The organism is Tautonia marina, assembly GCF_009177065.1.
Taxonomy (GTDB): Bacteria; Planctomycetota; Planctomycetia; order Isosphaerales; family Isosphaeraceae; genus Tautonia; species Tautonia marina.
Genome location: NZ_WEZF01000002.1, coordinates 161189 through 187949, shown reverse-complemented (window position 1 = coordinate 187949; position 26761 = coordinate 161189). Strand labels below are relative to the sequence as shown.

The 26761-nt window shown below is 62.9% G+C and carries 23 protein-coding genes; 9 read left to right on the top strand and 14 right to left on the bottom strand.

Annotated elements, in window-relative coordinates:
* Positions 1 to 121 precede the first annotated feature (121 nt).
* From GA615_RS03270 to lysS, 7 genes are all read right to left on the bottom strand, one after another.
* Entirely contained in the window at positions 122 to 667 is a 546-nt protein-coding gene (locus GA615_RS03270) for an NUDIX hydrolase (RefSeq protein ID WP_152049833.1), read from the bottom strand.
* Positions 664 to 1842 carry a pyridoxal phosphate-dependent aminotransferase gene (locus GA615_RS03265; protein ID WP_161602141.1) on the bottom strand — a complete coding sequence of 393 codons (1179 nt, stop codon included), beginning with the start codon at positions 1840 to 1842 and terminating at the stop codon, positions 664 to 666. The genes GA615_RS03270 and GA615_RS03265 overlap by 4 nt, the downstream gene beginning before the upstream one ends.
* Positions 1843 to 1899: 57 nt before the next feature.
* Positions 1900 to 2358, bottom strand: a complete 459-nt coding sequence (locus GA615_RS03260; RefSeq protein WP_152049831.1) for a universal stress protein — start codon at positions 2356 to 2358, stop codon at positions 1900 to 1902.
* 287 nt (positions 2359 to 2645) lie between these two features.
* On the bottom strand, positions 2646 to 3515 hold the full coding sequence (ilvE, locus tag GA615_RS03255) for a branched-chain-amino-acid transaminase (protein ID WP_152049830.1): 870 nt from the start codon (positions 3513 to 3515) through the stop codon (positions 2646 to 2648).
* Positions 3516 to 3600: 85 nt separating this feature from the next.
* Positions 3601 to 4311: an ABC transporter ATP-binding protein gene (locus GA615_RS03250; RefSeq protein WP_152049829.1), complete on the bottom strand. Its 711-nt coding sequence runs from the start codon at positions 4309 to 4311 to the stop codon at positions 3601 to 3603.
* A gap of 87 nt (positions 4312 to 4398) precedes the next feature.
* Entirely contained in the window at positions 4399 to 5805 is a 1407-nt protein-coding gene (locus GA615_RS03245) for an ABC transporter permease (RefSeq protein WP_152049828.1), read from the bottom strand.
* Positions 5806 to 5886: 81 nt separating this feature from the next.
* A complete protein-coding gene (gene lysS / locus GA615_RS03240) occupies positions 5887 to 7401 on the bottom strand; it encodes a lysine--tRNA ligase (RefSeq protein WP_152049827.1) in 1515 nt (504 codons plus the stop codon).
* A gap of 130 nt (positions 7402 to 7531) precedes the next feature.
* On the opposite strand from lysS, the gene GA615_RS03235 reads away from it, so the two are divergent.
* Complete coding sequence (locus tag GA615_RS03235) at positions 7532 to 7891, top strand: VOC family protein (protein WP_152049826.1); 360 nt, start codon at positions 7532 to 7534, stop codon at positions 7889 to 7891.
* On the opposite strand, the gene GA615_RS03230 is transcribed toward GA615_RS03235, so the two are convergent.
* The 4 genes from GA615_RS03230 to GA615_RS03215 all read right to left on the bottom strand — a co-directional run bounded on the left by GA615_RS03230 (position 7892) and on the right by GA615_RS03215 (position 12741).
* The gene (locus GA615_RS03230) at positions 7892 to 8398 is read right to left on the bottom strand and encodes a DUF1569 domain-containing protein (protein WP_161602140.1); all 507 of its coding nucleotides are present in this window, start codon (positions 8396 to 8398) and stop codon (positions 7892 to 7894) included.
* A gap of 123 nt (positions 8399 to 8521) precedes the next feature.
* A complete protein-coding gene (gene larA / locus GA615_RS03225; protein ID WP_152049824.1) occupies positions 8522 to 9796 on the bottom strand; it encodes a nickel-dependent lactate racemase in 1275 nt (424 codons plus the stop codon).
* 182 nt (positions 9797 to 9978) lie between these two features.
* Positions 9979 to 11907 (bottom strand): AI-2E family transporter, encoded by a 1929-nt coding sequence (locus GA615_RS03220; protein WP_152049823.1) that lies wholly within the window; start codon positions 11905 to 11907, stop codon positions 9979 to 9981.
* A gap of 135 nt (positions 11908 to 12042) precedes the next feature.
* Positions 12043 to 12741: a hypothetical protein gene (locus GA615_RS03215; protein ID WP_152049822.1), complete on the bottom strand. Its 699-nt coding sequence runs from the start codon at positions 12739 to 12741 to the stop codon at positions 12043 to 12045.
* Positions 12742 to 13011: 270 nt separating this feature from the next.
* Here GA615_RS03215 and GA615_RS03210 point away from each other — a divergent pair, with 270 nt between their 5' ends.
* Positions 13012 to 14055 carry an aldo/keto reductase gene (locus GA615_RS03210; protein ID WP_152049821.1) on the top strand — a complete coding sequence of 348 codons (1044 nt, stop codon included), beginning with the start codon at positions 13012 to 13014 and terminating at the stop codon, positions 14053 to 14055.
* A gap of 118 nt (positions 14056 to 14173) precedes the next feature.
* On the opposite strand, the gene GA615_RS03205 is transcribed toward GA615_RS03210, so the two are convergent.
* Positions 14174 to 14968, bottom strand: a complete 795-nt coding sequence (locus GA615_RS03205) for an HAD-IIA family hydrolase (protein ID WP_152049820.1) — start codon at positions 14966 to 14968, stop codon at positions 14174 to 14176.
* Between the two features lie 241 nt (positions 14969 to 15209).
* Here GA615_RS03205 and GA615_RS03200 point away from each other — a divergent pair, with 241 nt between their 5' ends.
* The 5 genes from GA615_RS03200 (at position 15210) to GA615_RS03180 (ending at position 22016) form a co-directional block, all read left to right on the top strand.
* Positions 15210 to 16856 (top strand): M20/M25/M40 family metallo-hydrolase, encoded by a 1647-nt coding sequence (locus tag GA615_RS03200; protein ID WP_152049819.1) that lies wholly within the window; start codon positions 15210 to 15212, stop codon positions 16854 to 16856.
* A 795-nt stretch (positions 16857 to 17651) separates the two neighbouring features.
* Positions 17652 to 18719: a DUF1559 domain-containing protein gene (locus GA615_RS03195; RefSeq protein WP_152049818.1), complete on the top strand. Its 1068-nt coding sequence runs from the start codon at positions 17652 to 17654 to the stop codon at positions 18717 to 18719.
* 44 nt (positions 18720 to 18763) lie between these two features.
* Complete coding sequence (locus GA615_RS03190; protein WP_152049817.1) at positions 18764 to 18991, top strand: hypothetical protein; 228 nt, start codon at positions 18764 to 18766, stop codon at positions 18989 to 18991.
* Positions 18992 to 19034: 43 nt separating this feature from the next.
* Entirely contained in the window at positions 19035 to 19298 is a 264-nt protein-coding gene (locus tag GA615_RS03185; RefSeq protein WP_152049816.1) for a hypothetical protein, read from the top strand.
* A gap of 18 nt (positions 19299 to 19316) precedes the next feature.
* Positions 19317 to 22016, top strand: a complete 2700-nt coding sequence (locus GA615_RS03180; protein WP_152049815.1) for a Kelch repeat-containing protein — start codon at positions 19317 to 19319, stop codon at positions 22014 to 22016.
* On the opposite strand, the gene GA615_RS03175 is transcribed toward GA615_RS03180, so the two are convergent.
* Together GA615_RS03175 and GA615_RS03170 are read right to left on the bottom strand one after the other, a co-directional pair.
* Complete coding sequence (locus tag GA615_RS03175) at positions 21995 to 22900, bottom strand: PP2C family protein-serine/threonine phosphatase (RefSeq protein WP_152049814.1); 906 nt, start codon at positions 22898 to 22900, stop codon at positions 21995 to 21997. The genes GA615_RS03180 and GA615_RS03175 overlap by 22 nt on opposite strands.
* 263 nt (positions 22901 to 23163) lie before the next feature.
* Positions 23164 to 23898, bottom strand: coding sequence for an SGNH/GDSL hydrolase family protein (locus tag GA615_RS03170; protein ID WP_152049813.1), 735 nt, complete (start codon positions 23896 to 23898; stop codon positions 23164 to 23166).
* A gap of 438 nt (positions 23899 to 24336) precedes the next feature.
* On the opposite strand from GA615_RS03170, the gene GA615_RS03165 reads away from it, so the two are divergent.
* Both GA615_RS03165 and GA615_RS03160 read left to right on the top strand, forming a co-directional pair.
* Positions 24337 to 25353, top strand: coding sequence for an SDR family oxidoreductase (locus tag GA615_RS03165; RefSeq protein WP_152049812.1), 1017 nt, complete (start codon positions 24337 to 24339; stop codon positions 25351 to 25353).
* Between the two features lie 166 nt (positions 25354 to 25519).
* Positions 25520 to 26749, top strand: a complete 1230-nt coding sequence (locus GA615_RS03160; protein WP_152049811.1) for a glycosyltransferase — start codon at positions 25520 to 25522, stop codon at positions 26747 to 26749.
* Positions 26750 to 26761 lie beyond the last annotated feature (12 nt).

Below are 26761 nucleotides of genomic sequence, written 5' to 3'. Positions count from 1 at the left end.
GGCCCGTCGCAGTCGGTCCCCCTTCGATTCCCAGCAACCAACCAAGGCCGATGGCTCGCGACGAAACGGTCGTGAGTCATCGGTTTTGTTGATGGGGGCGACCACCGTGCCGGGGGGCGGTTCAGCGGGATTCGGAGTTTCGGAGGCGGTCCCAGTAGAGAATGGCGAGCATCGATTTCGCGTCTTCGATTCGGCCGTCGAGGGCCATGCTGACGGCCTGCTGCCAGGGAACGACGACCGGCTCGATCTGCTCGTCCAGCTCAGGGGCGTGGTGACCTTCGCGCAGGTCATCGCAGCGAAACAGATACATGCGTTCGGTGAACAGACCGGGAGAGACCCACCACTCGGTCAGCAGGGTGATGCGGCCGGCGACGTAGCCGGTTTCCTCTCGGAGTTCGCGGGCGGCGCAGGCGTCGGGGGGCTCTCCGGGGTCGATGGTGCCGGCGGGAATTTCGAGCAAGGTTTTGCCGATCGCATAGCGCCGGTTGCGGATCAGGCAAATGCGGTCGCCGTCGAGCAGCGGAAGGAGGGCGACGGCTCCTCGATGTAGAACGACCTCGCGCTCGGCGGTGGAGCCGTCGGCGAGCGCAATGGGGCGGAGGGCCAGATCGATTTTCTGGCCTCGGTAGAGAATCCGGTCATCCTGTCCGATCGGGTGGTCGCTCATGAGGGTGATCCCCGGTCTCGAAAGGTGAGCCAACCGGCTTCGAAGCGATCGAGCCCATCGAGCAAGGTTGATTCATCGACGGCGAAGCAGATGCGGACATGACCTTTTCCCCCTTCGCCGAAGGCCGAGCCTGGGGCGACGCCGACCCGGTGATCTCGGACGAGGGACTCGCAGAGGGGGACCGAATCGCGCAGACCGTCGAGTTTCGGGAAGACGTAGAAGGCTCCCTCAGGGACAGGAACCTGGACCCCGTCGATTTGCCGGAGACGATCGACGGCGAGGTCGCGATGCCGGGCGTATCGGGCCTGGGCGTCGGCGAGAAAGGCGTCGCCGTCTCGGATGGCGACCCGGGCGGCCTCCTGAGCGACCCCGAAGGCGTGGCTGACGGCATATTCCTGGAGGAAGGCGAGCGTCGGGGCGACCTCAGGAGGAGCGATGGCATAGCCGATCCGCCATCCGGTCATTCGGTAGGCTTTCGAACAGCTTTGCGCAATGATGGTGCGAGGGCGGGCTGCTTCGAGTTCGATCGGGCTGGGAGCGACGCTCGATCCGCTGCCAAAGACGATACGCTCGTAGACGCCATCGGCCAGCAGCCAGAGGTCGTGCCGCTCGCAGAAGGCCACGAGTGTTCGCCAGTCGTCAAGTGACGCGGTCCAGCCGGTCGGGTTGCCGGGGCTGGCGAGGGCAAGCATTCGCGTGTTGGGGCGGAGCGCCGACTCAAGCCGGTCAAGATCGAGGTGGAAGCCGTCGACATTGAGGGAGAGGGGCACTTCGATGGCCTCGGCTCCCGCAACCTGAATCGCGCCGACGAAATTCGGCCAGAGGGGCGTGACGACCAGTGCCGAGTCGCCGGGACCGACCGTGGCTTCGACGGCCAGGTGGATCGCCATCATGCCGCTGGCGGTCACGACTACCTGATCGCGCTCGATGGGTACGCGGTGCAACTGATGGTACTGATGGGCGATGGTGTCTCGAAGTTCAGGATATCCGGGGTTGGGGGTGTAGTAGGTGCGGTCAGCGTCGATCGCGGCGTGAGCGGCCTGCTTGATGAAGTCGGGGGTGGGCAGGGTGTCTTCGCCGTAAAAGAGGCGGAGGGTGCCGGGGAACTCATCGGCCAGGGCGGCGATGGCTCGAATCTTGGAGGGAGCAATGGAAGCGGCGGGCGCGAGTCGCAAGGGCGGGCCCTCGGAGCGGGTCAGGGGAGGATCGGGGAGGGAGCCTTGACTCGTCGATCAGGAGGGTTTTTTGTCTCGGATCGTCAGGACGGGGCAGGGGGCTTCGCGGACGATTCGTTCGGCGACCGAGCCGAGCAGGACGTGGGCCAGCCCGGTTCGGCCGTGGGTGGCGACCACGATCATGTCGATCCCCTTTTCGGTGGCGTAGGCGTTGATCTCATCGACCGGATCACCCCAGCGCACCTCAGTCACGATCTGAGCAGGGCGAGGCCAGTCGGGGGCGCAGAGGGAATCGAGCGTCTGGCGCGATTGATCTTCGATTTCCCGATAGTACTCCGGCGGCATGCTGGAGATGAGCATCGGGTCGGGCCCAGCGGGCACGACGACATCGGAGAGGACGTGGATCAGATGCAGCTCGGCTCCGAGGCGTTCGGCCAGTTCGCAGGCAAAGCGAACCGAGCCCTCGGAGTGGGAGCTAAAATCCGTCGGGGCGAGAATTCGATCAATCTGAAGCATGGGACCACCGAGGGCCGGGGAGTCTCGGCCTCCACCTCCGATTCCGAACGGCGCGATGCCGGGACCTGGCATCTAAGATGCGGCCAAGTCCCGGCGGAATCAAGAGCCCCGCCTGTTCGGATCGGGGCCGAGGTGACTCTGTTGAAATAGGGAGGAAGCTCATGGCCTGGCAATGGCTCATGATCGGCCTGGGAGCGATTCTGATCGCGATGGGCCCCGTCGTCTTGTTTCTGATTGCGTCATGGATGAGACGATCGGGGCAGGGAGACAGTCGACGAAGCGGATGATCAGGCTTCGGCCTCGCCCCGGACGAGGGCGTGGAAGCGGTGGTGCAGATCCTTGGTGATCGGCCCGGGGTGGCCGTCGCCGATGGGGCGGGCGTCGCAATCGATGACGGGAATCACCTCGGCGGCGGTGCCGGTGAGGAAGCACTCGTCGGCGGTGTAGATGTCGTGCCGGTCCATTGTCCGCTCGATGACGGTCAGGCCGATCTCGCGAGCCAGGTCGATGACCGCTTGGCGGGTGATTCCCTCCAGGATCCCGGAATCGACCGAAGGGGTGTGGATGACCCCCTTGAGGACGATGAAGATGTTGTCGCCGGTGCATTCGGCCACGTGCCCCTGATGGTTCAGCATCAGGGCTTCGAGGCATCCGGCATTCGTGCCCTCGATCTTGGCCAGGATGTTGTTCAGGTAGTTCAGCGACTTGATCCGGGGGTTCAAGGCCGCCGGGTGGTTGCGGATCGTCCCGGAGGTGATGATCTTCAGGCCGTGTTCGTACAGCTCGTCGGGATACAACGAGATCGTGTCGGTGATGATGATGACTTGAGGGTCGGACGTCCGGCGGGGATCGAGCCCGAGGCTGCCGGCCCCCCGGGTGACGACGAGCCGGATGTAGGCGTCGGTCAGGTCGTTGACCTTCAAGGTCTCGATGACCGCCTCGGCCAGCTCGGAGCGGGCCATCGGAATTTCGAGATGAATGGCGCGGGCCGAGGCATAGAGCCGGTCTATGTGGTCTTCGAGGCGGAAGACCCGGCCGTTGTAGGAGCGGAGCCCCTCGAAGACGCCGTCGCCGTAAAGCAAGCCGTGGTCGTAGACGCTGATCTTGGCGTCGGCCTTGTCGAAGAGCTTGCCGTTGATGGAAACCTTCAGGCTCATGGCGGGGCTCCTCGACGAGCGGGCAGGGGGGCCAGGGTCGGACCAAGGCCCCGCGGTGGACGTCAATCAAATGTGGGGAGGGATATCAGGCGAGGACCGGGGACCATTCTTCCAGCCGTCCCTCGGCCAGCCGCACAACCCGGTCGGCCTTCGAGGCGATCCCAAGGTCGTGGGTGACGAGTATCATAGTGAGCGCCCGTTCGCGGTTCAAGTCGCGGAGCAGGTCGAGGACCTCTCGGCCGGTGTTGGCGTCGAGGTTGCCGGTCGGTTCGTCGGCGAGCAGGACGGACGGGCCCCCCACGAGCGCCCGGGCGATGGCGACCCGCTGCATCTCGCCGCCGGAGAGTTCGTTCGGCTTGTGGGTGATCCGATGGCTCAGGCCGACGCGGTCGAGCATCGCCTCGGCCTCGATCCGGAAACTCCGGCGTTTGGCCAGATATTCGAGCGGCCCGTAGCGGATCGTTAACGGAATGAGGACGTTCTCCAGGGCAGTCAGCTCGGGCAGGAGGTGGTAGAACTGGAAGATGAAGCCGAACGTGCGGTTGCGCAGGGCATCGCGGCGACGGTTGGGCAGGTTGTCGATCCGCTCGCCGTTGAGTTCGATCTGGCCGCCGTCGGCGCCGTCGATCAGGCCGATCAGGTGGAGCAGGGTACTCTTGCCCGATCCGCTCGCTCCCACGATGGCGAGCAACTCTCCCTGGTCGATCTCCAGATCGACCTCGTCGAGCACCGGGACTGACTCGCGCCCCTTGCGGTACGACTTGGACAGGCCGAGCGTCGAGAGATGGGGGACCATCGGGGCCTCCGGAGGAAGGGGATGCGATGCGCTCGCCGCACCGCGGGCACACAACAGGTCGTGCAGAAGCGGGGGGGATGGAACCGATCACTCGTACCGAAGGGCCTTCACCGGATGCATCCGAGAGGCCCGCTGGGCCGGCCAGACACTGGCGGCCACGGCGATGACCAGGGCGCCGACGACGATCCAGGCCACGGTCAACGGTTCGACCAGGGTCGGGATCTCGGGGAAGTAGTAAATCGAATCGTCGAAGACCTTCCGGCCGGTGATCGTGCTTAACCCTTTCTCGATCTCGTTGATGTACTTCACGAACAGCAGGCCGCCGGTCATGCCGACGAGGCTACCGACCATTCCGAGCGTCAGGCCGTAGCCGAGGAAGATGCCGCGAACGCCCGAATCGGACGCGCCGAGCGCCTTGAGGATGCCGATGTCTCGCGTCTTTTCCACCACGATCATCGAGAAGATGCCGAGGATGCCGAACCCGGCCACGGCGATGATGAAGAAGAGCAGGATGTTGAGGATGTTCTGCTCGACCTGTACGGCGGCGAGCAGGGGGCCTTGCTTCTGCTCCCAGGTGGAGACGAGGAAGCGGGTCGGCCACTTGCCTTCCATCGCCAGGCGGATGTCTCGGGCCAGGGTGTCGAGGTCGGTCCCCGGCTTCGCCTTCACCTGAATCTGGTTGACGAAGCCATCCTGGCCGCGGAGGAACTGGATGCGGTCGATCGGGACGTAGACCTGCATCGAGTCGTATTCGCTCATCCCGCTTTTGAAGTAGCTGACAACGGTGAATTCGCCCGTCTTCGCCTCGGGGGTGCGGCCGGCCGAGGGGAAGTGGAGGATGACCTTCGACCCTTGGGGGGCGATGAACATGTCCTCGCCCGTCTCGGGCCGGTGGACGGTGCCGATGGCGTAGCCGAGGATCATGCCGTCGGCCGGGACGAGCGATTCCATGTCCTGCTCGAGGAGGCCGATGAAAGGGTCATCGGGGTCGGTTTGCTGGTAGACCTGTCCGGCGTAAGTGTTCAGGCGGTATTCGTCGGGGACGTGGAAGGTCGGCTCGGCCCTGGGAAGTTCGTCTTGCCCGGGGCGCGATTGGTGGACCAGGTACTGGGCGAAGTCGCCGACCTTGGCGCGGTCCTCGGGGCGGACGCCGATGATCTGCACCTCGCGCGTCAGGTGCTCGCCGCCGCCGACGGGGATCATGGCGTAGCCGAACAGTTGCAGGGAGGGTGCCATGGCGTCGACGCGGTCGCCGACGGCCTCCTGGATGGCGGCCATCACCTCGTCGGGGTTGTCGAAGCCGTTGAGGCTGAAGGACTCGATGATGATGTCGGAGAGCGTGCCGTGCAGGCGCTCCTGCATCATCGTCGAGAAGCCGGCCATGACCGAGTTCACCACGATCATCGTCGCCACGCCGAGCATGACGCTGATGATGCTCGCCAGCGCGATGTACCGGGTGCGCAGATAGCGCCAGCAGAGCAGGTACTTGTACATGGTCGGGCGTCTCCTTACGCCAGCCTGTCAATCAAGGCGTCCACGATCGGTCATCCGCCCGATCATTGTCGAACAGGACACTCAGCCGCCGCCGCTTCCCGAGCTTTGGGGGCGGAGCAAGGGGAAGAGGATCACGTCCCGGATGCTCGGCCTGTCGAGCAGGAGCATGCAGAGGCGATCAATCCCGATCCCGAGTCCCCCGGCGGGGGGCATGGCGTGCTTGAGGGCCTTGATGAAGTCGTCGTCCATCTTGGCCATCGACTCGTCCTCGGCAAGCCCGGCGAGCTGCGAGCGGAAGAGATCTTCCTGCAAGTTCGGGTCGTTCAGCTCGGTGTAGGCGTTGGCCAGCTCCATGCCGAGGACGAACAGCTCGAAGCGTTCGGCGATCTCGGGGTGCCCGGCCTTCCGCTTGGTCAACGGGCAGAGGGGGGCGGGGTAGTCGATGACGAAGACGGGGCCGGTCAGATTGTCCTCAACGGCCTCCTCGAACAGCTCGCCGAGGATGACGACGGGATCTTTCCCCTTGGTTTCGAGGCCGAGGGATTCGGCCTTGGCCTTTACGGCATCGGCGTCGGTCGGATCGACACCGGCATGTTCTTGGACAAGCTCGTTGTAGGTTTTGCGAGGCCAGGGGGGGGTGAAGTCAACGGTCGTGGGGGCGATCTCCCCTTCGGAGCCGACGTGGATGGTGCGCTGGTAGTTGCCGTCGATGGCGTCGATGGCACCGCAGATGAGGGCCTCGGTCAGGTCCATCATGCTGTGGTAGTCTCCATAGGCTTGGTAGGCCTCCAGCATGGTGAACTCGGGGTTGTGCTTGCGGCTGATCCCCTCGTTCCGGTAGACACGGCCGAGTTCGAAGACCCGTTCCATGCCGCCGACGAGCAGGCGCTTGAGGGGCAGTTCGAGGGCGATGCGGAGGAACAGGTCGAGGTCGAGCGCATTGTGATGCGAGACGAAGGGCCGGGCGGCGGCTCCTCCGGCGATCGACTGCATGGTCGGCCCTTCGACCTCGACGAACCCGCGTTGTTCGAGCACTCGGCGGATGGTCGAGACGATCTTGGAGCGGCCGAGGAAGGTCTGCAGGCTCTCGGGGTTGCTGAACAGGTCGAGGTAGCGCATTCGGCTGCGCGCCTCGACGTCGGTCAGGCCGTGCCACTTCTCGGGAGGTGGGAGGAGGCTCTTTCCGAGGAAGGTGATCGACTCGGCGAAGACGGTCAGCTCGCCGGTCTTGGTGAAGCCGAGGGTGCCATCGACACCGATCAGGTCGGAGAGGTCGAGTTCCTTGGCGAGCTGCCAGGCGTCGGGGCCGACCTGCTTCTTGCCGAGGAAGACCTGGATACGCCCGGTCCAGTCGCGGAGGTCGAGGAAGTGGACGTTCCCTTGCACCCGGCGGAGCATGATCCGGCCGGCGATCCGGACGCGGGGGCCGGGGGTTTCGTCCCCTGGCTGGGCGGCCTCGGGCTCTCGGGCGCGGACCTGGGAGATGGCCAGGTGGTCGTCGAACCGCTGACCCCAGGGGTCGATTCCCAGCGCCTCGATCCGCCGGAGCTTCTCCAGGCGGACGGCTTCCAGGTCGTCTTGCTTCTCCTCGGACATCCTCGGACCTTCGGGTGCGGCGGATCGATCAGTTGATTGCGTAAGATGAGGCAGATTTTAGCTATCCTGCCCGGACGGTCAACGGCAACCGATGGGGCGGGGGGAATCGGAGTGCAGTCACGAGGGGCCGATGACGTTGTTCATGACCGAGTTGCACACGGCTGACCCCGATCGGATCGCTCGGTGGTATGCCGAGGTGCTGGGCCTTCGGATTCTCTTGCGAGACGAGCCGAAGGGATTTGTGTTGCTGGAGGCTCCCGGCGGGGGGCGCCTGGCGTTGAAGCGATCGGAGGAGGGACGCCGAGGCTGTCGCCTGGTTTTCCAGGTAGACGACCCGGACGCCGATCGGGTTCGGTTGCAGAGGCTCGGCGTGTCGGTCAGCGAGCCGAGCGACAACACCGAGGAACAATACCGAGAGGTTCGCCTGGTTGATCCGGAAGGGACGCCCATCACCTTGTTTGCCTGGTCGAGTCGCTCCGAGACAGATTGATCAAGGGGGGCCGGAGGCGGTTTCGATGCCGGACGGGGCTTCCGCAACGGGCTGGGCGTGTGGGATGAGGAAGCCCAGGTGGTGGGCGCAGTGAATCCAGTTCAACTGCTTCCACTGATCGACCGTGAGATCGGCCACTGGATGCTTGGGAAGCGGGCCGGAGGCGTCCCGAGCCTCCTGCAAGGTGGCAATGCAGGCATCGATGGCGGCGGGATCGTCGGGGCCGTCGGGGCTGGTGGGAACCAGTTCTTTGGGAACGGGAATCCCGGACTTCATTCGTCGCGTCTTGATGACACGGCGGAAGATTGGCCCGGTGACCAGGGTGCGGACAACCCAGGGCAAGCGGCGATCGGAGCCGTCGAGGCCCATGCGAAGTGTCTGGCGGAGGTGGTCGCACATCTGGGCGAGGTTCCACTTCCCGAGCTTCGTGTAACCGCCGTGTTGCAAGTGGCGGATCTCGGCGATCACGGCGTCGGCGTCGCGGAAATCGAGCGAGCGGTGCTGCATGGGAAGGAGGCTCCGGGATGCCCTCGACGTTTTGAGACGAATCGAGCGATCGGACCTGGACCAGGGGCTCATCGAGACGATCGACGGGTGGGTCTCGCTGCGCGGACCCACCCGTGGAGACGGTCATTCTCCGACCGTGGCGAGCACGTACGGCCCCTTCGGAATGACGGCGACGCGGGCGTCGGGGCCGTAGTCGGCGAGCGAGGAAGAGACGGCCGATTCGACCGACTCGGCGGGCTCGACGAACAGCTCGGAGAGGGTGGCGGCGGGAAGGCCGTCGGAGACGATCTTCACGCGGGCCTTGCGGCGGACCTTGGCGAGTTCTTCAAGCTGCCACTGGTCGAGCACGAAGTACTCCTTGCCGAGGACCTTTTGCATGAAAGCGTCGAGCGATTCGTGTTCGCGGAAAAGGCTCTGGAACTCGGGACTGCCGATCCCTTCGGTCAGGCTGGCGGCGATGATGATGGTGCCGCCTTGCTTGACGATCGGCAGGGCACCGGTCATCCCCTTGACCGCCTGGTAAAAGGTGGTGTCGAGCGGGTAGCCGGCCGAACTGGTGACGACCACGTCGACCGGTTCGCGGACCCTGGCCGTGACCACGTGCTCGATGAACCGGACCCCTTCGAGGAAGGCTTTCTCCATGTCTCCCGCGACGACCGACGTCACCCGGCGCTGCTTGTCGAGCGTGACGTTGACGATGAAGTCGCAGCCGGCCATGCGGGCGATTCGGGTGTTCTCCTCGTGGACGGGGTTTCCGTCGAGGAAGCCGCAATCGGCCTTCGGGTGTTCGAGGAAGTCGGGGCCGTGCCAGATCTTGACCGTCTCGAAGGCGGCGATGCCGGGGCAGATGAGCTTGCGACCGCCGGAGTAGCCGGCCATCAGGTGTGGCTCGATCAGCCCGGTGGCGATCTTCAGGTCGGCGTTGACGTAGCGGGAGTCGATCCAGGCGGGAACCCCCTTCGGAGTCGTGCCGAGGAAGGTGTGTTCTTCGAGCACGGTGCCGTGATGGTCTTCCACCCGATAATCACGGGCGATCTGCTCGCCGAGCATTTCGACCCGCTCGGCCTCGGTGCTGGGCCGGTGCAGGCCGGTGGCGACGAGGATTAGCACGTCTTCGCGGGCGATCCCGGCTTCGAGCAAGGTTTTGAGGGTCGGTCGAAGAATCAGCTCGTTCGGGACGGGTCGGGTAATGTCGCAGATGAGAATGCAGGCCGTCTTCTTCCCCCGGGCGACCTCGCGGAGCGGAGGGGAGCCGATGGGAACTTCAAGGCTCGCGACGACCGCGGCTTCGGGGTCGTCGAGCGGGGGAACGTCCTGGATTTCCAAAGGGCCGATGACCCGGTCGTCGGGCAGCTCGACCTCAAGGCCGGTGCGTCCGTAGTCGAGGGTCACGCGCATCGAATTCGCCTCCGGTCGGTCGGGTAGGGCTTGCCGAGTGACTCCGGGGCCGTCGAAAGGCGATGTCGTTCGGAGCCAGGCAAGGTTCCATCATAACCGATTCCGAAGGTTTGTTGCGTGGGGTTGATCGGAACCACGATTCGAAGGAACGAGCCTGCCCGGCTGGCCGGTAGGTTCACCGATCAGGGTAACGAGGTTGCCTCGGCGCTGGGCTTCGGGTCGCTCGGGGGGCGAGTTCGGAGCCCATCGATCGCTTTCGGCAGGTGCTCCTTGACCTCCGCGACACTGAACACGACGCGGTCGGCCCCCATCTTGGTGAGGCGGTTGCGGGCCTTCTCTCCCCCGGATTCTCCCCAACGGCCTGCCCAGAGGGGGAGCTTCGGGTCGAGGGCCTTGATCCGACGCACCAGATAGCGGGCCGAGGTTAGCCCAACCGGCGGAAGGTACGAGAGCAGGACGATCTGATTTTTTGATCCCGACAGGTGTTCGGACGCTTCCAGCGGAGAGCTGGACGCATTGATGATCTCGACCGGGATGCCGAGCGGTCGCAATGACAATTGAACCATCCGGAGGACCATCGTATCGGCGGCGTCGTTGGTGGCGATGCCCAGCACCTTGCCGCTTGCTCGGGATTTCGACGGAACCAGATCGGCCCGGTATTCCCCCTCCTCCCGAGCTTCGAGATCGTCGAGGATGGTGCGGGTGGTGGTCCAGATGAAAATCTCGTCCGATTCCTCAATGACGCTTCGGGCCAGATCGGACTCGGCGCGGGAGAGAGAGGGAATCAGGATCTCATCGAAGATTCGTTCCAGGGAGAACCCGTCATCGAGGGCTTCCTCGACGACCTCGTAGGCCGCGTCGGAGTCCTGTGCCAGGAGTCGCTGGTAATACTGAGCGTTGCGTTCCAGGACCACATCTTCGCCGAGCATCGTCGCAAAGACATTGAGCGCGGGGACATACTTGCCGAGGACGGCCAGGCAGACCGTGAGTGGGGTTGAGAGCAAGAGCCCGATCGGACCCCAGAGCCAGGTCCAGAACATGGCCATGACGAGCAATCCGACGGCGGTAATGCCGGCCGTGCGCCCGTAGATGATCGGCTCAAGGATGGAGTTGGAAATGATTTCGAGGGTGCCGAACAGGGCGATGACCAGGAGCGGTTCTTGCCAGCCGTCACCGACCTCACCGAGTGTGATCGAATAGGCCAGTGGCAAGACGAAGGCCGACCACGGCCCGACATAAGGAATGAAGCGAAGGACCGCCGCAAGGAACCCCCAGAGGACGGCATAGGGAATCCCGATCAGGTAGAGCCCCAGGCCGAGAATCGCGCCACAGGTGGCGTTGTAGAGGGAAAAGATCGTCAGGTAACGGCTGATCCGTTGGCCGGCTTCCTCAAGGGTTCGGGTGGTCAGGCTCACGTGACTGGTGCCGATGACCTGGATCAGGCGAGCATGCAGGTTGTCTCGGGTCAGGAGGATAAAGAGCGTGAGAATGAGGACCAGGAAGAAGATGGCCGCCGGTCCCAGCAACGGGCCGACCGCGTTCCGAAAGCGGTCCTGAATCGAGGGACGATCGACGACTTCGACCGGGATGATCGGATCGCCCTGAAGGGTGGATCGGCTGGTTTCGGGGAGTCTGAATCCAGGGGGAGCCGGCGTTTCGGAAAGGACGATCTCGCTCGGGGGGCCGTCCTCCGAGTCCTCGGGAATCTCCTCCTCCATGACTTCTCGGGTGACTTCCTCAACGACCTGACCGACCTGACCGACAGCGGAGGGAGATTGGCCCCGAAACAGGCTTCGGACCTTGAGCTTGATCTCATCGCTTTGAGCAACGACTTCTTCCGCGAGTTGTCCGAACTGCATGAAGACCATCGAACTGATTCCGCCGAGCGCACCCAGCACCACCAGGACGCACGCCGCGGTGGCCAGGGCTCGGGGGATTCCCCGGCGTTCGAGCCACGAGGCCATCGGGGCCAGAACCATACTGAACAGGACCGCCAGCGCCAGCGGACGAAGGACCTCGGCCGCGAGATACATGAAGGCGATGACCGCCAGGATCAGGACGATCACAATCACCGGATCGTTCATCCGGAGGCGAACAGTTCGATCTGCCAAGGGAGGGATCCTCAACACGTCGGAGAAGAACGTCGAGTCGTCAAGAAGTGACCAGGATGAGCGTTTCGATGCCACGCCCCGATCGACTCGGGGCGTGGCACAGAAGCCGCTGCTTCGGCAGCGATGGTCGAACCGTTAACGACGGGTGACCAGGGTGGTCCGTTTCACTCCGATCACCGGGACGGGAAGGGGAAGTTCTCCCGAGCCGACGAGTGATCCGAAGATCACTGCGGCGAGCGAGACAAAGACCCCCAGCAAGGACCACCAGGCCGCTTCCCGAGACACTCGGGTCACCTGCTCGCGATTCACCTCGTTGGCCGGGTCCTCGGCAAAGGTGCGGAACTGGCTGACCTGTTCGTCCGAGAATCCAGCTTGTTCCATCCAGCCGGCCATCCGGTCAATATTCGTGCCAGGCGCAGCGACCTGGCTGTCTGTGTAAGCACCCGTGGCGCCGCCGACCATTCCGCTAAAGCCGGCGCGGACGCCCGAGGCGAGCAGGGCCAGCATGCCGATGAAGAGCAATCCCCAAAGAATGAGGCCATACAGCACGGCCTCAAGCTTGCTCTCTCCCACGGCCAGGCGACTGGTGGCCCAACCGCCGAAGAAGAACGAGATCAGGAGCGTGATGGCCGTAAAGATGGCCGTACCGAAACCAATTTGCGTTCCTTGAGCATTGCGAGCAACCGCTTCGCCCAGCAGCGCGAGTCCGAGCAACATCAACACCACATAGAAGGTGACCGCGACCATTGCTCCCGCAAAGATGGCCTGCCAGCTCACCCGACTTCGAACCGCAAGAATATCGGTCGGATCGGGACGTCGCATTTCGTCTGACATGATTCATTCCTTTGTGAGTGTGTGTTGAGGCGCATCCGACTCACGATCTCCACCGATCGCTTGAGGACGCTTCCTCGAAGTCGCATCACCAGAACGCAACTCCCGCAACATTCCAAAATCATTGCAAGACCTGTGCCGCTGGCTCGGCATGGGCCTTGCGGCATCGGTTTTATGAGGACACCATGAGGGCAGCAACCGACAACGATCGGGTCGAGCCGGGCCGCTCGACCGGATCGCATGACATCACCGAGGAACAATTCAGGAATCGCCATGCAACCGAAGCCAAATCAGAACCGTCGTGCATTTCTTCAGGCAGGTGTCGTGGGGCTGACCACCGCAGGAATCGTTGGGGCGGCTCGCGACCAGAGTACGCCGAAAAACGACGGCGGAGTTCCCCTGCGACCCTTCGGCCGCCATGCCAACGAGCAGGTTAGCGCCATCTGCCTCGGTGGCCACCATGTTGGCCGAGCCAATGACGAGAAGGATGACATTCGCCTGATTCAGCAAGCGATTGATGAGGGGATCACCTTCCTCGACAACGCCTGGGATTACCACGACGGCGGCTCCGAGGAACGCATGGGCAAGGCCATTGCCGAAGGGGGACGCCGCGACAAGGCCTTCCTCATGACGAAGGTTTGCGCCCGAGACGCCAAGACCGCTCAGGAGCAACTCGAACAGAGTCTTCGACGCCTGAAGACCGACCGGATCGACCTGTGGCAATTTCACGAAATCAACTACGACAACGATCCTGATTGGATTTTTGCTCCCGGTGGCGCGATCGAAACCGCACGCAAGGCTCGGGAGCAGGGCAAGGTCCGTTACATCGGGTTCACCGGGCATAAGGACCCGTCGATCCATCTGAAGATGCTCGACATGGGCTTCGAGTGGGACTCTGTCCAGATGCCCCTGACGGTTCTCGACGGTCGCTACCGAAGCTTCCAGCATCAGGTCTTGCCCGTACTCCGCGAGCGAGGCATCGCGGCGATCGGCATGAAGAGCCTGGGCGGTGGTCCGAAGATCAAGGGGGGGATTATCCCTTCGAACACCGGCTTAACCGTCGATCAATGCCGCCGCTATGTCTGGTCGCTGCCGATCACCACGCTGGTTTGCGGGATCGACTCGCCGGAAATTCTCCAGCAAGATCTGGAGATGATCCGCAACTTCGTCCCCCTCGACCCGGCCGAGCGGCTGGCCCTGGAAGAGGAGTACGTCCAGGTTGCCGGGGACGGCCGCTTCGAACTCTACAAGTCGTCGAAGCAGTACGACGGTCCCTACCACCGCGAGCAACACGGCTTCGCGCTCGACGCGAGCTGAGAGGCGTCGACCAGAAGCTCTCAACCCGATTCCCCACACCACGGGGAATCGGGCCTCCGCCGGATGCATTGGGACTTGCAAGACCCTCTGGGGGCGATGTCCAGGGCTCCCGTCGGGGTTATTCGGACGATTCGCGCTGCTGCGCGACGAGCTGATCCACCGGGATGTGTCCCACGTACTCGAAGACGAAGGTTGGTCGATACGGAAACGACTCGATCTCATTCCGATCGGTGACGCCCGAGAGAACCAGGATCGTTTGCATCCCCGTCTCGGTGCCGCCGATGATGTCGGTGTCCATGCGATCGCCGACCATGAACGACTCGGACGAATGAGCGCCGAGCTTGCGCAGGGCGGTCCGCATCATCAACGGGTTCGGTTTGCCCACGTAATACGGTTTGCGTCCGGTTGCCAGTTCAATCGGAGCCACCAGGGCGCCGCAGGCCGGTTGCAGGCCGGCCTCGGAAGGGCCGGTCAGGTCGGGGTTCGTCGCAATGAACCTCGCTCCGCCGAGGATCAAGCGGATGGCATGCTCGATCGTTTCGTAGTCATAGCGGCGCGTATCGCCCACGACGACGTAATCTGGATCGCGCTCGGTGAGATGGTATCCCGCCTCGTACAGGGCATTGGTGAGCCCTGCTCCTCCGATCACAAAGGCGGAGCCGCCGGGCCGTTGGGTTTTGAGAAACTCGGCAGTGGCCAGCGCCGAGGTGTGGAAGGCCGAGTCCTCGACCCCGATGCCCAGTTGCTCCAATCGGTGCTTCAAATCGCGAGGGGTCCACTGGCTGTTGTTGGTGAGAAAGAGAAAGGGGTGCCCCCCGCTCCGAAGGCGATCGACGAACTCTCGGGCGCCGGGAATCAGGCGGTGGCCGTGATAGATCACGCCATCCATGTCAATCACGAAGCTGACGGGCATGAGCCGGAATTCTCCAGACGGATCGGCCGCCCTCCCGCAGGAAAGGATCAGGGATACCTGCTCGACGGCCGGTGCTGGCCCTTATCCTAGCCGAACCGTGCCGGGGCCACCACGCCCCGTTCCGGTCTTCACCAATGCGTCATGATTGCGGCCGGGGACTGTTGGAACAGCCGAACCGCTCGATATCCTAGGAGCTTCGGATTCTCGACGCCGTCATCTCAACCGGAGTGAAACACCCCTGATGCACGTTCCAGTGTTACCCCGTCTCGCGCTCGTCCTCGGGGTCTGCGTCCCCTTCGAACCGCTCCGAGCGGATGCCCCCGTCGTTTCCGAACCGGCCGCGCTGGTCGAGGCGGCTCCTGCGACGGAAACCATCATCGAGCCGGAACTGGCCGGACACCTGCAATTTCTCTCGTCCGACCTGATGAAGGGGCGAGACACGGCCAGCCCAGAGATCAGGATCGCCGCGGAGTATCTCGCAACCCGCCTTTCAACCCTCGGAGCCGAGCCCGTCGGTGACCTCGACGGCGACACCCCGACCTACTTTGCCCACTTCCCGCTCGAATTCACGACCCCAGAACTCGAAGGAACCGAGCTGACCCTCACCATTGAACAGAATGGTGCAGTCCGAGAAATCGCGGGGAAGGTCAAGGACGATTTCATTTTGGTCCCGAGAAATCTGGCCCCGGGAGCGATCGAGGCTCCGGTGGTCTTCCTCGGCTACGGGCGAACCGGCACCGGTGATGAGCCGAATGATTTTGATGCGGTGGAGGTCAAGGACCGAATCGTGCTGGTCCTGGACGGGCTTCCTCCCGGAGAGAAGCCGGAAGATCAGGGCCGCCGCAATGCTCAGGTGTCTGGGGCCAGTTCGTTCACCAAGCTGCAGGCGGCCCGGGAGCGAGGAGCGCTGGCCCTGCTGGTCGTTCATCCGTTCGATGCCGAGGAGCCTCGTCCCTACGCGGAGTCGAACCCCTTCGCCCTCCGGATGTTCGGCCGCCGCTCGATGACGCTCGGCGCATCGTCCAACGAAGGGACCCCGTTGTTGTTCCTCGAAGACCATCTCCGCGATGCGATCCATGAGTCGCTCACGCTGGCCGACGATCCCCTCACCCCCCGAGAACTCGACGGCACGCGGGCCCGCTTTTCCTTCGCCAGCACGGTCGAGCTGATCGAAGACCGCAACGTGATCGGCATGTTCCCCGGTCGCGATGAGGAGCTCAAGCACGAGGTCGTCGTTTATAGCGCCCATTACGATCACGTGGGCGTGGTCAACGATGAGATCCACAACGGAGCCGACGATAACGGATCGGGGACCAGTGCCTTGCTGGAGGTCGCCCAGGCAATCGCCCAGGGACCAAGGCCCCGACGCTCGGTTGCGTTCCTCTGGGTCTCGGGCGAAGAAAAAGGGTTGCTCGGCTCGCGCTGGTGGAGTGAGCACATGACGCTGCCCGAAGGATTCGAAGTCGTGGCGAATATTAATATGGACATGGTGTCGCGCAACGATCCGAATCGGGTGAGCCTTACCCCTTCTCCAGAGCATCCCGACTACTCGACGATCATTCCCGCCGCCATCGCCGCGCTTGATCTGGAAGGGATGGAAGCTGACTTTGACGCCGACCAGTTCTACGCCAGAACCGACAGCTTCAACTTCGCCCGCCTGGGGATTCCGGTCATTTTCTTCTTCGCCGGAATCCACGACGATTACCACCGCCCCGGAGATGATTTCGAAAAGGCGGATGTGGGGAAGGCTATTCGCATTTCCCGAGCCGCGTACCGGCTTGGCTGGGCGATCGCCGAAGCTGATGAACGACCTCGAAAAATTTCCCCAGCCACCGAGGAGCAAGACGCCGAGGCCGCGCCGGGCGAGGAAGTCCGTGGGGATCGTTGACCCACGAATGGTCCCATCCTCATGAGCCGTCGCATCGTCCTTCATCCCACCACGACCGATCGAGAAACCCACCTCGGTCGGGCGTGGTGTTTTTTATTGATCCCCGCCCCACCGGTTATCAGCCCTGGCCTGTCTACCGTTCCCCCCCGAGCCTTCGGACGCCATCGCCCCTCCATTTTTCCGATCTCAGGAACTCCCTCATTGACAGGGGAGGGGGAAGGATCGTATCGTACGAACTCGTTGAGACTGAGTCTCAGTATTGCGGTGAGCTCTGGGGCGTTTCCGCTGCGATGACATCGTGGCTGGGAGACGTTCGCAAGGCAATCGCGTTCCATGACGGTTTCGAACCCGATGTTGGCCTCTCGGGGAGCGCTCCGGAGGCCCTTCTTCAGGAGTTTTGTTGAGACGAAGTCTCAATGTCATCGTTCGGGGTGAAATGATTCGGTGCTGGTCCCGCCGGATTGTGAGCATCCCGGAGCGTTGGTGAGGAACGGTCATCTTCATCGACACACGCGACACGCGGAGACGAGGTTTGAGCGTGTCGACCCCTGAGCCACCGTCATGCTGCCGGAGCCATCCGGTTTCGTGACGGCCGGCACGACTGCCGGGGAGGCATCCGGCCCGGTTGTTCCGGGAGGATGCGGGACCACTCCCCGGCGGCGTGCCTCCCGGGCCGATCAGGCCGGTAGAGGCTTCAGGAGCCGTTGCATCACGGTCCCGAGGGTGGGCGTTGCATGACGCAACGACCCAAGATGATTCAAGCAGATCCCCAAGTGATCCCTCGGAATCAACACGATGAACACACGTTGGACGCGTCATCGAAGCGGTTTTACGCTGATCGAGTTGCTGGTGGTGATTGCCATCATCGGGGTGTTGATTGCCCTGCTCCTTCCGGCGGTCCAGTCGGCCCGAGAGGCGGCTCGGCGGGCGCAATGCGTCAACAATCTCAAGCAGATTGGTCTGGCATTGCACAATTATGAGAGCACCAATCAGGTCTTCCCGGCGGCCATGCACGGCGGGTTTGGCCGCGTTTACGGCAATTTCACGGGGTTTCATTCGATCTTGCCCTTCCTCGAACAGTCGGCGTTGTCGTCGGCCTTCAACTTTGATCAGGGGCTCTACGCCGCCGGGATCGGAACCTATTTCGGATGGTCGCTCCCCGATCAGACCACGGGCATTGCCACGCAGGTGAGCACCTTCCTCTGCCCGTCGAACCGGACGCAGGGCGACGTGGGATCGACCTTTCAATTCGGGGCGGTTTCCTGGGAACTGAGCCAGGTTGCGGTGACGGATTACGTGTTCAGCGCCGGGTCCGACAACTACGTTTCGCAACCCTTTCTGAACCGGAACCTCCGAGGCATGTCGGGAATTGACGTCTTCACCCGGCTGTCGGACGTACGAGACGGGACGAGCCAGACGATGCTCATGGGTGAGGCCGCTGGCGGAAACGACGCCAACCCGTTCGTTGCCGTGGGCTTTGCCGAGAACCGGGTCTGCGTCCCCCTGGAACAGTTCGATCAGGCTCAGCACTTCGACAACGTGATGTTCATGGCGTTTGGTCGTCGACGAAGCTGGGGATCGGAGTACATCGTCGGGGGGTTGATGGGCAAAACGACCGACCGACTGGGGACTTTTTACGGCGTGAACGATTGCGGATATCCTTCGACAACCGATCATTTCGCTCCTGCCAACACGCTTTCCGGGCAAACCTTGCCGAACTTCCGGAGCGTGCATCCCGGGGGAGCGAACTTCTTGTTTGGTGACGGAAGCGTGAAATTCATTAAGGACACGATCAACCCGCTGGCCTACACCGCACTGTCCACGGTCGCGGCGGGTGAAGTGATCTCGTCCGACCAGTATTGATTCCTCGGTCGTTTCGCAATTCGCATCCTCAAGGATTTGCCTTCATGAATGATCGAACCTCAAAGGTTGGCCTGATCGGTGTGATCCTGCTGGGGCTTGGCGCCTCGGGATGTGGCGATGCTGCCGGGAGCGGGAATCGTTCGCCACGATCCGACGAAAATCCTGCCGCGTACGAGCAAGCGATTGCTCAGGCAGAACAGACCGAGCGGGAGGCTCGTGAGGCGGAAGCAGCCGCCCTGGGGAAGGCGGCCCAATCCCTGCCAGAAGAGTGACTTCGAAGATCACGGTCACACTCCCTGAGAGGATGAATTAGGCATGAACATCTTCCGGTGTCTTCCTGCCCTGGCAATCGTCCTGAGCCTCGGTTCCGGTTGCGAGCCACGTGTGGGATCGCGGTCGCCGACTCCCGATCAGGATCCCGCCCGTTATGCTCGTGCCTTGCAAGACGAAGCCAGGGCGCAACGTGAAAATCAGCAAAACGAGGCGCGATTCCTCCGAGGGCCGAACCTCAAACTCGCCGATGCCGATTCTGCGCCGACTCCCTCAACGTCTCGCCATCCCCTGACCGATACCCCCTAACGCACCAGAGGTTTTTCCATGAATCGATCAGTCAACCGGCGGACCACGATTCCGCGGGTCATCGCCCTTCTCGCGCTCCTGACGACGGGGCCATCAGCCTCGGCACACTTTCTCTGGCTCTCGGCCGAACAGGAGCCGAGTGATTCGGTGGTTGTTCATGCGTTTTTCGCAGAGCAACCCGTTCCAGAACTGCCGATGTTTCTGAAGTATTTGGACAGGGCGCGTTACTCGATCAACGGCGAATCGATCACCCTTGATCGAGGCGAGGAGACCGAGTTCGCCCGATTCCCTGAGCATCCGCCTCGGGCGGTCGATGCCGAGCTGGAGTTCGGCCTCATGACCCGAGACGAGGTCACCTTCCGTCTCATGTATACCTCTCGACTTCAGCTCGGACCGGTTCCGGCCGGAGCGACCGAATCGAGCGGCGGCTTGCGGATGCACTGGGTCGGGGATCCGGAGACTCCGGGAATGATTCAGGTTCGATTCAACGGCGAACCTGCTCCTCGGGCCGAAGTCAAGCTGTTCCACGAAGATGGCGATCTGCGCACCTTGGTCGCGGATGACCAGGGCCGCATCCGTTCCCCCGAAGTCGTTCAAGGGAAAGCCGGTCTGCTGGCAAAGTGGGTTGATGGGATCGCCGGTGACCTGGACGGTGCCCCCTATACGGAATCGCGGCACTATGCGACCCTGACGGTGACTCCGATTCTCGACACCCAGGACACCCAGGCCGTGGCTGAGACCTGCCGACTGACCAGGCCCTTCGCCTTAATCCCCGAGCCGATCAATAGTTTCGGCGGGGCAGTCGTGGGTGATTCGCTTTATGTTTACAGTGGTCATACGGGGACCACGCATCGATACCACACTGGCACAACAAACCCGCACTTCTACCGGCTCAACCTCCGGGATCGAACCACCTGGGAGGAACTTCCCTGTGGTACCGCGCTTCAAGGGGTTGCGCTGGTCCCTCACAACGGCACCTTGATTCGGGTCGGTGGGATGCTGGCTCGCAATGACGAAGGGGAGCCGCACGATCTGATCTCCGTCGATGAGGTGGCTCGATTCGACCCCGAGACGAAGGAGTGGACCGAACTTCCTCCGCTGCCGGAACCTCGGTCCACGCACGATGCCGCGGTGCTGGGGGATCACCTGTATGTGGTCGGTGGCTGGTCGATGACTGGGGGAGACTCCAATGGAGCATACTTCCTTGATGATGCGTTGCGCCTCGATCTGACCAACCCCGAGGCCGGTTGGGAAGTCTTGCCGCCACTCCCGACCCCTCGACGAGCGTTGGCGGTTGCGGCACACGATGGAAAAATCTTCGTGGTGGGCGGCCTGCTGGAGAACAGCGACACGACGCGAGACGTCTTGATCTTCGACCCCGAAGCCGAGACCTGGACCCAGGGCCCAACGTTTCCTGGTGAACCGATTCAAGGGTTTGCTCCCTCGGCCTTCAGCGTGGGCGGCCGACTGCTGGCCAGCGGTGGCAACGGGACGGTGTACCGGCTTTCCGAATCGGCCGACGCCTGGGAAAGCGTTGCCGAACAGGCGGTTCCCCGGATTACCCATCGCCTTTTGCCTGGCATTGATGACGATGTTCTGATCGTCGGGGGGAACTCTGCGGGCGTCCCCATTCGATTCATCGAGTCGATTTCCCTTGAGGGTTCTGCGCCGGCGGCGAATGCGGTGACCTGGTCAATCCACCTGCCGGGAGAGGCGGCCCAATCGCACGCGGTCGGCATGATCGGATCACAGGTAATGCTTGCCGGAGGCAATCGAAGCACAAAACCACATGTGTTCAAGGCTGATCTCTTGACGGATGAGGTGTTTACGATCCGTCTTGATGGGACCGAAGCCGAGTCGAATGCGGCTCTTCCCTCGGCGAGGCAGTCAAGTGTTGTCGTTGCGGTGCCCGATGGCCGACGGTTCGACACCTATTTGCTGGGCGGAATCGCCGATGATGGCGAAGTGGTGCGGACGCTCGGCTCGGTCGTTCGACGGAAGGCGTCGGAATCGACGTGGGAATCCCTTGAGGTGACGATTCCCGATGATCGCGGCATGTTCGGCGCGACGGTGCACGACGGGGCAATCTGGGTATTCGGCGGCAGTCTCTTCGACCCCCGGCCCGAGGCCGAGAATCGGAGCTTCCCGACCGAGGTGCTTCGCTGGGAACTCGAACGCGAGGGAAGCACGTTTGACGTGACCGGCCATCGGATTCCGAGGGCTCGTCGATCCTTCGCCGGGGCCGAACTCGACGGGAACTACTACCTCGTCGGCGGACTGAGAGAGGATCAGAAGCTGGTCGAGGTTGGTGATGTGTTCAACTTTGAGACCGGAGCATGGCAGACCATTCCTGCTCCCAGGCATCCTCGCGTCTTCGCCGACCTGGTTGTTCTGGAGGGCAAGCTTTACCTGGGAGGCGGCTTCGCGGCCGACTCGACCGGTCACTTCGAGCCGGCCCAATCGATCGAGGTGTACGACCCCGAGACCGGGGTCTGGAGCACCATGCTGGAGGACCTTCCGATCGAGGTGAAGGCCGCTCGACTCATGACCACGAGCGATCGACTGCTCCTGTTCGGAATTGATGCGAACGATCCGACCCGAGCTCGCGTTGCCCTGTTGGCACCACAACCCCAGACGCAGGCAACCCTGGAAGTGAACGCGGCCTCGCCCGCCCCACGTCCCCGCAACCTCGGGAATCAGGACGACGCGACCCGATAATCGGCCACGATGACGGTAATGTTGTCCCGCCCGCCGGAAGCTAAGGCCGCGTCGACCAGACGGTCGCACGCGGCTTCCGGATCGGTTTCGTCGGCAAGAATTCGGGCGATCTCGGCATCATCCACCTGATCGCTCAGCCCGTCGCTGCAGAGCAACAGCCGGTCGCCGGAGTGCAATTCGAGCCGGTGAATCTCGGCCTTGATCCCCTGATCGGGTGAGCCGATGTAGTTGGTCAGCACATTCCGCATGCGGTGCGACTTGACCTCCGACTGCGTGATTCGCCCCGTGGTAGCCAGGTCCTGCGCGACGGTGTGGTCTCGGGTGATCTGCTGCAGGGTGCCACCGTGGGAGAGGTAGACTCGAGAATCTCCCACGTGAATCACGAACAGCCGAAGTCCCACGCTGTAGGCCACTGAAAGCGTGGTCCCCATGCCTTCCTTGGTAAGATCCTGAGAGGCCTGGGAATAGACTCGATGATTGATCTGCTTGATGTAACTGCGGCAGGTTTCGACCAGTTCCTCGATCTCATTGGGGCCGGAGACGTCCAGGTACCACTTGGCCGCGTCTCGGAGCAGTTCCAGGCCGGCACTGATTGCCAGGAAGCTCGCATCCTCGCCAGAGGCCATGCCTCCCATGCCATCGGCTACGGCGAGCAGGTGGCCGCCCTCCTCTCGGAGCAGAGGAATCCGCAAGGAATCAAGGTTCGTTGCGTCGATCTTGATCGCGCGGCGGAGCCGGGCAACGAGGAAGTGATCTTCATTATTCTGTCGAATTTTCCCGACGTCACTCCGAGCTGCCGAGGTCACCTCGACCAGCGGCGGCAACGCCGGGGGAACCGCGGGAAAGTCGCCTGTGTCGAGGATTTTCGGATCTGTCGTATCCATAAATTTCGAGTCCCGTTCCGTTCCCCGAGATGATGAGCAACGTCGCTCGGATTCATCTCGTCGGAACGGTTCGAACCGATTGTGTCAGGAATCGCCGGGAACGCAAGAGCATCGTTCAGGCTCGAATCGACCTGAGATTAAGATGGGTTCGAACGCGGTTCGCACGAGTTGGAATCCACCGAGACGCGACCACCGGAAACCACCTCCGGAGACGATCCATCCCTTGGGGTCGAGTGAGCGTCAGAGTCTGTCGTGCGAGTGCCTTAGCGGGCGGACGAAGGGTCGATCGACTCACTGAGCAGGGGAGCGACTGCATTGGCCCAGATGGCATATCCCTTGTGGCTCAGATGCAACCCATCGGCAACGTACAGTTCGGGGTTCATGGCTCCGTGATCGGTGAGCATCGGGCTGGCGACATCGAGATAGTGGAGGTGGTCGACGGTGTCGCAGGCCTCTTGAATGAGCGTATTCGCTTGTTGCATCGACGGCCAGTCATTTTTTCGGGCAAGACTCGGCTTGATGGAAAGAAAGACAACCGAGGCGTCCGGCGATCGGGAGCGAATGCGATCCGCAAGCGTGAGGAAATCATTCCGAACACGTTCTGGCGACTTGCCGGCCGCGATGTCGTTATCTCCCGCATACACAAACACCCGCCGAGGACGGACGGGAGTCACGAGCCGATCGGCGTAGTGAATCACGTCTGAGAGTTGCGAGCCCCCAAACCCTCGATTCACGAGCCCTTGCTCAGGGAACCAGGCATCCAGATCCCAGAGCTTGATGCTGGAGCTTCCGAGAAAGAGGATCGCACCCGGCTCGGGAGGACTGTCGCGGTCGGCTTGTTCGAACGCCTCGATTTCTTCGGCGAATCGCGAGGGGTCCGGGTTGGCGGGACCATCGTCTGCTCGAAGTGACGCGAAGGTCGGCAAGACCCAGACGAGCGTCCCGAGGACAACTCGCGAGAGCCGGACGGAGGGATGTGGATGGAGCGAATGCGCCATGGCCAGAAGATCCTCGACGAAGATCAGGAAGAGCGCTGATCCTTGGATGCCTTGAAGCGAGAACGATGAGCCGAACCCTCCTCAGGCGTTCGGCCCGACGGTCAAGGGTCGCGGGAGTGACCTTGCCCGATCGGTGGTGAACCTCTGCGACGTGACTCGCCTCCCTCATCGACCGCAGGTCCGAGCCCTGGGAGGCGTGAGAGCGTTCTCAAACGTGTCCCGCGAACCAATCGGGGCACGCGACTTGCTCGCATCATCCCCAAGTGCTTCGGGTTTCTGCAATGCCAAAACCAGGGATGCACCGTTTCCTCCGAAGGTTGCAAGCCCGTCCCCGTTCATCAATTCGATGTTCTGAACAAAAGGATGAACGGTCTTCGACATCTCTTGATCAACGAGAAGTGATGTTCCCGCGCCCTTTGAAATGATTGAAGGAACACAATGAGACACAAAGCAACACATGCGCCGGTCGTTGTGATTACCGGAGCTTCGGCCGGGGTGGGACGGGCCACGTCCCGAGCCTTCGCGGATCGGGGAGCGCGAATCGGCCTCATTGCCCGGGGCAAGGAGGGGCTGGAGGCGACCCGGCGCGACGTTGAACGTCGGGGAGGACGGGCTCTGGTTCTTCCTTGCGACGTGGCCGATGCCCAGGCGGTTGACGACGCGGCGGCGACCGTGGAGCAAGAGCTGGGGCCGATCGACGTCTGGGTCAACAACGCGATGGTCTCGGTCTTCTCCCCCATCGAGGAGATGACCCCCGACGACTACCGCAGAGTGACCGAGGTGACGTACCTCGGTTCGGTCCACGGGACGCTTGCAGCCTTGAAGCGGATGAAACCGAGGGATCGGGGCAAGATCGTTCAGGTCGGCTCCGCCCTCGCCTATCGGGGCATTCCGCTCCAGTCGGCCTACTGTGCGGCCAAGCATGCGATCCAGGGTTTCAACGACTCGCTTCGAACTGAACTCCTGCACGATCGGAGCAACGTGCGCGTCACTTCTGTTCATCTCCCGGCGATGAACACGCCTCAGTTTCGCTGGGTTAAAAGCAGACTCCCCCGCAAGGGGCAGCCGGTGCCTCCCATCTATCAGCCTGAAATCGCCGCCGAGGCGATCGTTTGGGCCTCAGAGCACGACCGCCGCGAGTTGCATGTCGGGTTGCCCACCATTCAGGCCATCCTGGGGAACAAGTTCCTCCCCGGACTGGGGGATTGGTATCTGGCCCGCAACGGAGTCGAGGCCCAGATGGGAGACGAACCCCAGGACCCGAACCAGCCGCACAACCTCTGGGAGCCGCTTCCCGGCGATCGAGGAGCCCACGGCGTGTTTGATGAGCAGGCCAGGGACCGCCGTTGGGAACTTCAGCTCTCGATCCATCGCAACGCGATTCTCGGCGGGCTTGCCCTGATCGGGGGGCTTGCGGCCGGTCTGGCGTGGTCCCGCTCCTCACCCACGACCTGACCGAGCCGACCGGGGGCCGTCTTGCCGATTGACGTGAAACTCCACGTGCCGGGCCTCGATCGCGGTTGACCGATCGGTTCGGTTGGGCAAGTCTAAGGGGAATCGAGGGCGTGCGAACGTCCCGGATGGGTTCTCCTCGGACAATTCGAATCGGACGGGACGCATCATGGACGAGACCCCGAATCGCTCGGAGGCCGGGGTTGCTGCCGATCCTGGATTCACGCTCTACATCGACGCCAACCCGCTGGCCGATCGGCACCTGACGGGAATCGGCCGCTACACGGCCCGAGTGGTGCTGTCGCTGGCGCGTCTCGTCCCGTTGCGGTTCTTCTCGAATGGGAAGGAACTGTTGCTCAAGGGGGAGCTTGACCCGAACCTCGACCAGGATCTCGGCGCCCTCGGTCGATGGATCTGGTCGAGCCGACGGGTTCCGCTCGCTCCTCCTTCGGCTCGAAGCGCGGGCCTGTTCGGCTGCCTGAGGCCGGTTGAGAAGCTTTTCCCGGTCGAGATGAGCATCCTGCACGACTTCACCCCGCTGGTGGTGCCCTGGACCCATTACGAGAAAACGCGGGGGATGTTCCGCGGCTTCTTTGCCAAGAGCCTGCTCTCGTCCGACTGCGCTCTAGCTGTCTCGCACGCGACCAAGGCCGACGCGGGCTGGCTGACGCCGTTTCCGCAAGACCGGATTGTCGTGGCTCACTCGGGGCCGAGTCTTTGCGTCGAATCCCACTGCGACGACGGCCCCGCGGAACGTCGGCCGGACGTCGGCCTGGTCGTTTCGACCCTTGAGCCTCGTAAGAATCCGTTCTTTCTGCTCGACTGGTTCCGCGATTCCGATGCCCTTCCCGAAGGGGCCGAACTCTGGTGGGTCGGGCCGCTCGGATGGCTCACCTCCCGCAAGGCATTGGAGAAGTACCGGCGCCTTCCCCGAGGCCGTCGGGTCCGGTTCCTCGGAGTCGTGCCCGATCGGGAACTTTGTCGGCTCTATCGAACGGTCGGTTGGTCGATCTATCCGTCGCTCTACGAGGGATTTGGGTTCCCGGTCCTTGACTCGCTCCGCCATGGCACCCCCGTGCTAGCGAGCTACAACAGCGCCCTCCGTGAATTCGACACGCCGGGCATTCACTTCTTCGATCCGTCCGACCCGAGCACCGTGGATCGCGCCTGGCACGACTTCCGGCGATCATCGCCGATCACCATTCCCCAGGCTCCGCTCGAGGCCCACTATCGCTGGGACCGGGTGGCGGAGACGATTGTGGAAACGCTGACCAAATTGTTGAGTCGTTCCGAACCGTCTCCCTCCGTGGTGGCAAAGCATCTTCGGGTCGATGCCGGGACGCTTGACGGCGGTCAATCGGTCGGGAGAAGTGCACGGGAGCGAATCGGTTCGAGTTGAGTCGAACCAGAT